The following is a 7,022-nucleotide window of genomic DNA, read 5'->3' on the forward strand; positions in this document are numbered from 1 at the left end:
ATGTACACTTTTATTGAAGAAACACCAAGACATAGACTTAATCCGCCAACTTATTCTAGATACTCGCAGTATAAGGATTTACTTATTGTCGACTTCAAGAAAAGATGTGCTTATTGTAATGACACAAATAAATATAGAATTCGAAGTTTTGCAATTGACCATTTTATTCCACAAAAGCCACTGAATTTTAAACCAAAGACACCAGCTAATCAGTACGACAATCTCATCTATTGTTGTTCTTACTGTAATAGGGCAAAATGGAATAAATGGCCAACTGATGATGAAGCAATCGAAAATGATGGAAATAAAGGTTTTGTAAAGCCAACAAGAGATGAATACAAAGATTTGTTTTTTAGAAATATGAATGGTCGTATTATTCCAATTGAAAACAACAATTTAGCAAAATACATAAAGGACGAACTAATGCTTTGGCATCCAATTCATTCATTAATGTGGAGAATCGAAAAATTAATGGATTTAGAAGAGAAAGTAGATTTAAAATTAAAAGAGATAAATAATGATGAGTTAAGTGAAATTCACAGTAAAATAACTAAAGAGATAACTGATATATTTAGACAAATTTTTAATTCTAATGATTAATAAAAAAAATACTGGTTCGTATTATACGCCATCTTATTTGGCTGAATTTATTTCAAAGAGAGTCTTATCTCACTTTGAAAACAGAACACGTATGTCAATATTGGAACCAAGTGTTGGTGATGGAGCATTTATTTTAGAATTAGAAAAGGAAAACGATATCAAAATAAACTTAACAGCGTTAGATATCAACGAAGTAGAATTGAAAACAGCTTCTAAAAAATGGAGTAAAAAAACAGCTTCATTTATAAAAACCGACTTCTTAGAATTCTCTTCCACAAAGCAATATTCAGCTATTATTGGTAATCCGCCTTATGTCAAAAAAAACATACTCACATCAAAACAAATTGCATTAAGCAAAGAAATACATTTAAGTGAAGAACTAACTGAGGCATCTGTTAAAAATATTTGGGCTACGTTCTTGGTAAAAGCAAATACATTATTAGTAAAAAACGGAGTTTTAGCATTTGTCTTACCTTCCGAACTATTACAAGTTAAATTTGCTGAAGAAGTTAGAGAATATCTAAAAAAACAGTTTGAGAGAATAGAAATATTTACATTCAACGATTTAATGTTTGAGTGTAAAGGGCAAGATACAATAGTGCTTTTCGCGTATAAAAAATCAGATAATAAAGGCGAGTTTTTTGCCAATATTACTTCAAGAGAATCATTGGAAAGAAACAGTTTCATTTTAAGAAATAACCAATTATTGGTTTCCTCAAAAGTAAAATGGACACATCATTTTTTGACATCTGATGAATTAACATTTATAGATAACCTAAAGAAAGAACTTAAAACTGTAAATGATTATTCAGACTCAAAGCCTGGAATAGTAACTGCGGCAAATAAGTTTTTCATAATCGATAAAGAAACTGAAAATAAATACGGTTTATCAAAATATACAAAGCCAATAATCCAAAAAGGACTCTTTGTAAATGGAAGTGTGGTGTTTAATGATGAAGACATTAGGGAACTTGAAGAAAACAACCGTCCGACAAGGCTTTTGCAACTAAATGACAATGACAAGATTTCAAAAAAATTACGAGATTATCTAAAAATTGGTGAATTAGAAGAAATTCCTGATAGGTATAAATGTAGAATCAGAAACAATTGGTATGTAATTCCGAATATTTCAAAAAGACCAGATGCTTTCTTTTTTAAAAGAAGTCATTTATACCCAAAACTATTAAAAAACAATTCAGATGCTTTTGTGACTGATTCTGCTTATAAAGTTGCGATTAAAAATGGATTTGACTTGAATAGTTTTATTTATTCATTCTATAATACGCTAACCTTACTTCTTTCAGAATTGGACGGTAGATATTATGGTGGTGGAGTTTTGGAATTGATTCCAAGTGAATTTAAAAAATTACCCATCCCATACGTTGAGATTAACCAAATTCAATTTGAAAAATTCACAACTGATTTTGCCAATAAATCAAATATTGAACAAATATTAAATCAAAATGATTTTAACATACTTAACTCAACTTTGGGAATTAACAATGAAAATCTACAAAAACTGACAATAATTAGGAATAAATTGAAGAAGAAAAGATTACGGGAATAAGCCAACGCTTAAAGCCATACACATTTGCAATTCGCAACAGCCAATGCTCGAACCAAAAATTGCAAAAGAGTATGCCTTTGCCAACGCTGAATGACAATCTGAACGGAAAAAAGCCAGTGTACAACAACGTATAAAAATAATGGCGGAGTTTCTGCCAAAACGAAGAATATTAATAAAAACAAACTTTGGTCTAAACTGAAAAATTTGCGGTCTTAAAACCGCCACTATTCTTATACAAGACCGTTAGCATACATTTAAAAAAAACCGAACAGCGAATGAAAACAGGAATAATAATTGGAATTTTAGTAGTAATCGGAATTATATATTTCGTCTCAAAAAATAAAAGCGGAACAAATAAAAATATACAATTTGCTAAACAAATTCAACTTGCGGAATTGGAATCTGTAATGACTCAATTGTTAGATGGAAAAATGGAATATGACTTTTTCGGAATAACATCTGACGGTATTGATTGCATTTATTTCGCAGATAACAACGGAAAAATAAACATCGAATTTGAGGTTATGACAAACGACCAAAAACCTTATGTCGAAAAAATTACAAGTTTTGCGAATAAGAATAATTATAATTTAGTCAAAACGACTTACGGAAATAAACCTCATTACTCTGATTTAAAAGAAGCACCAGTTTATAAATTTGAATTAAATGCGGACAAATACAAAGCGACTGAAATTGGAACAGAAATAATGACCAAAATATTCAACAAAAACGGAACGACAAAATTTGACGTAGTTCCATAAGGAATAAAAAACGTATGCTAACAAAGCATAAAATTAATGGCTGGTTTTAGCCTACTTGGAAAATTCCTTCGGAATTTTCCGCTGGCAAGTTTCTATTTATTAAATTAGTGCTTAATCGCGCCACTAATATTATACGTAACCGTTGTAGCCAATTTGAACATAGCACAATCATTAATAATTAAAGATAAATAAGAACTTTTGACAAACTCACTTTCACCACCAACAGACAGCTTGTATAAGTTCATAGCAATATCCGGACTATTGCTTTTTTTTAGTTCTGGATACTTAAATTACTCACTTTCTGAAAGTTTATTTTCTAAACTAGCTGACCATTACGTGGAATCTCAATTGGACAGCATAAAAGTTGAACTTCACCAAAAACAAGTTCGACAATCTATGAAAGAGTTAAAAATAAAAAACGATTCTTTAAACCAACAAAAAGTAACTCTCGATTCTTTACTTGAAAATGCAAATTCAGGTAAAATTCCAGTTTCTGAAGTCGAAGATTGGACAAAAACTTGGGAATTAGAGCAGGAAAGGTATTCAGCGGAATTGGAAGCGAATAAAAAAATCCTGCTACAATATGACATTCTTGAATCTGAATCTGTTAGATTACACGGAGAGCACACACAACTTGCTATAGAAAATACAAATACTAAATCTTTAAAGAAATACTTAACTCTAGGAATGATTTTGGGAATAATTATTTCTGCTATTGGATTTTATCTTTGGTATCACCGAATTCAAATATTTCTAGACAAAAAATTAAAGTATGAATATTCTAAATTAGTTCAAAACGACAATGATGAGGAGCAAAACAATTTAATAAATAAAAAGATCGATAAGAAAAAATCAATAACGAAAAACAAGCCGAAAACAAAATAAAAACTGGCTACAACAAAGCATAAAATTAATGGCTAGTTTTAGCTTACTTGGAAAATTCCTTCGGAATTTTCCGCTGGCAAGTTTCTATTTATTAAATTAGTACTTAAACGCGCCACTAATATTATACGTAACCGTTAGCAAATATTAAAACCTAAAAAAATGACTAAAAACTTAATTCTTAGCGTATTTATTCTAATATCGAGCTTAATTATAGCTCAAAATGATGTGAAAATTGAATTTATAAGTGAAACCAATGTCACTTTAAATGATTTGAGAATAAATAAAGATACAACTTTAGAAGAAATTAAAAATATACTCGGAGAACCTGAGATTTACAAAGAATATTTAACAGGAAAAGTAAATTACCACTATGCTGACAATGGCATAACTTTACAAACAGTAGATGGAAAACTACTTTTATTAGGTTTTAATTATAACTGGGATGGAGATAAAACATTCCCTGAATCTACTTTTAAAGGTGAATTAATAATTGAAGAAATTTCCTTTGATAAAGACTCAAATCAAAAAAAACTTGAAGAAATTAAAAATACAGAGTTTATAGAAGTAATACCGGGTTTCATTATTTCTAAACCTAAAACTGATAAAAAAAATATTTTTATAGCTCTAGGATTTAAAAATGATAAGGTGACACAAATAGGTTTCGAATTTCATTAAAAATAACATTTGCTAACAACGCATAAAAAAAATTGCTAAATTAAGCTTAAATGAAGGTCGTTGCTTTTTTACCAACTTCTGATTTTCCTGCGGAAAATCCTCGTCGATAAAATCGCAACTATTTTTATACAAAACCGTTAGCACCAATTAAAAAAATGAACAAGAAAAAAAACATATCATTTCAAGATACAGAATTGGACGAAGATTTGAGTTTTGAATTGCCCGAATCTATAAGGTTAATAATTACAATTCCTGCAATATTAGTTTCTCTACTCATAATAGGAATTTATGTATATTTAATATTTTGTGACCCCAAATATATTGACCCTGAAAAATTCGGATTTCCAGCGATACTTATTACTCTAATTTTAACTATAATAATTATCAATTTACCTTGGAATAAATTGGGATTTAGAATAAAAAAAATTGGAATGATAGAACTTGAAAATGTTGTTAAAGGACAAGCTCAAAACAACTCGAAAGAATTAGCGGACTTACAAAAACAAATTGACGAACTAAAATTAAAATTATCCGAAAATCAAATTGAGTTAGCCGATGAGAATAACTCCGACGAAATAGTTATGAAATTTCTCGAAAAATATAGCCAATGGGCATTCTCTGCTTTACGAATTAGAAAATGGGGAGCAAAGCAAAGCGGATTTGAAAATTTATCAAATTATCAAATAGAAGAAATCAGAGAAAGTTTGAGAAGATTGCTTTCAAAAAGGAAAGTGGAAACAAGAGTAAGCAAAAAAGGAAACACATTATATATAGCAAAATAACTGGTGCTAACAAAGCATAAAATTAATGGCTAGTTTTAGCTTACTTGGAAAATTCCTTCGGAATTTTCCGCTGGCAAGTTTCTATTTACTAAATTAGTGCTTAAACGCGCCACTAATATTATACGTAACCGTTGGCAATAATTAAAAACAAAAAATGAAAAGACTTAACCTATTGAAATTACTAATAATTGGAATCCTAATTACTTCTTGCTCGAACGATGATGATGATTCATCTGCAATTCCTGAAGCTAATAAAAAATTTATTAAAGCAGTTACAAAACCAGACTTGACACAAATAAATAGAGACCACTTCTTTGAATATGATGATGGGTTACTAACAAGCGCAACTGGATTTACAATACTTGCTGGGAATTATGAATATGACTCAGAGGGTAAATTAATAGGTAAAACGAATTTTGATGGTCAATTTACTTATGAGTATGATAATCAAAACAGAATAATTAAAGAAGTTAAAGTAGGAACTAATGATTACATTGGTTTGACATATCAATCTGGAAAAGTAATAACAGAAAGATATTATGAGTTTGCTGGTGGTTTAGGAAATGGTGGTGGCGAGGTTTTAGAAATAAAGGAATTAGAATTGAATTCAGATGGAAAAATCAAAAAAATGACTGAAATTAGTAATGTAACAACAACTGATTTTAGTCAAGAAAACAGCTTTAATAAAGAATATGAGCAGTACCTATATGATACTAATGGCAATATAATAACAATTACAACTAAATACTTTGACAACCCAAACGAAAGTGTCTTGAACATAGGATATGATGAAAAGATAAATCCCTATTACATAGCTTTTGAAAAATATTATAACATTACTTATTATTTGGAAAATTTTTATGGAGTTATTTTTTACAATTGGTATGGGTTAACTCCAAACAATATAATTAGTAGAGGAACAGAAAGTAGAACTTTTATTTATGATGAAGAAAATTATCCAATTAGCTGGCAAAGATTTTTTTCAAATGGTTCGTCCAATGCAGAAGCTTTTGTTGAATATTATGAATAAAAAACTATTGCCAACAAAGTATAAGGAATAATGCTTAAATTTATTCCTAAATCTAAAGGTTAGTGCTTTTTTAGTCACTCTGATTTTCCTGCGGAAAATCCTCGGACACAAAACCGCACTATCCTTATACACAACCGTTACCAATAATGCAAGAGCAAGTTTGCGCAACTGAAAAAAGCCTGGTTTAATTTTCGGATTTTTTTTTAGAATTTTAAGTTAGATAATTCCGAAAAACTGTGTTACCGAATTTCAAAATTTTGCGGAATTATCACTCAAACGTGGAATGAAAAGCAACGACGGAATTGCTTACTCTAACTCTGAATAAATTACTGTGTAGAATTTGATAAAATGCGGAATCAGAAATCGGAACTTAATAAAAATTTAAACGGAATTTGAGCAAGTTTATGGATCAGAAAAACAACCGAATTTACTCAAGCTCGAAATAAATAAAGTCAACAAAAATAGAAATGAACTATAAATCGGAAATTAAGCACTATTGGTAACAAAGTATAAAAAAATAATGCTTAATTTTATTACTAAATCAAAAAGATAGCGCGTATTTGGTCTCTCTGATTTTCCTGCGGAAAATCCTCGGACACAAAACCGCACTATTCTTATACACAACCGTTGGGTACAATTATGACAAACAGTATTTTCCATAACAAAGAGTTTGAGTTAAACGGAATTTCTGTACCTGAATTTGAATTAAAAAGCGGAAAACT

The 7,022-nt window shown here is 29.6% G+C and carries 7 protein-coding genes; all 7 read left to right on the forward strand.

Annotation, left to right across the window (positions count from 1 at the left end):
* The 7 genes from ACH5TW_RS01975 (at position 1) to ACH5TW_RS02005 (ending at position 6,300) form a co-directional block, all read left to right on the forward strand.
* Positions 1-600, forward strand: a complete 600-nt coding sequence (locus ACH5TW_RS01975) for an HNH endonuclease (protein ID WP_439334797.1) — start codon at positions 1-3, stop codon at positions 598-600.
* Positions 593-2,167, forward strand: a complete 1,575-nt coding sequence (locus ACH5TW_RS01980; RefSeq protein WP_439334798.1) for an Eco57I restriction-modification methylase domain-containing protein — start codon at positions 593-595, stop codon at positions 2,165-2,167. The genes ACH5TW_RS01975 and ACH5TW_RS01980 overlap by 8 nt, the downstream gene beginning before the upstream one ends.
* A 275-nt stretch (positions 2,168-2,442) precedes the next feature.
* Positions 2,443-2,928, forward strand: coding sequence for a hypothetical protein (locus ACH5TW_RS01985; RefSeq protein WP_439334799.1), 486 nt, complete (start codon positions 2,443-2,445; stop codon positions 2,926-2,928).
* A gap of 198 nt (positions 2,929-3,126) precedes the next feature.
* Positions 3,127-3,813, forward strand: coding sequence for a hypothetical protein (locus ACH5TW_RS01990; RefSeq protein ID WP_439334800.1), 687 nt, complete (start codon positions 3,127-3,129; stop codon positions 3,811-3,813).
* 159 nt (positions 3,814-3,972) lie between these two features.
* Positions 3,973-4,488 carry a DUF7738 domain-containing protein gene (locus ACH5TW_RS01995; protein WP_439334801.1) on the forward strand — a complete coding sequence of 172 codons (516 nt, stop codon included), beginning with the start codon at positions 3,973-3,975 and terminating at the stop codon, positions 4,486-4,488.
* Between the two features lie 155 nt (positions 4,489-4,643).
* Positions 4,644-5,270, forward strand: coding sequence for a hypothetical protein (locus ACH5TW_RS02000; protein ID WP_439334802.1), 627 nt, complete (start codon positions 4,644-4,646; stop codon positions 5,268-5,270).
* Between the two features lie 154 nt (positions 5,271-5,424).
* Positions 5,425-6,300 (forward strand): hypothetical protein, encoded by an 876-nt coding sequence (locus ACH5TW_RS02005; RefSeq protein WP_439334803.1) that lies wholly within the window; start codon positions 5,425-5,427, stop codon positions 6,298-6,300.
* Positions 6,301-7,022 lie beyond the last annotated feature (722 nt).

Origin of the sequence: Thalassobellus sediminis (assembly GCF_044386045.1) — a bacterium.
Taxonomy (GTDB): domain Bacteria; phylum Bacteroidota; class Bacteroidia; order Flavobacteriales; family Flavobacteriaceae; genus Thalassobellus; species Thalassobellus sediminis.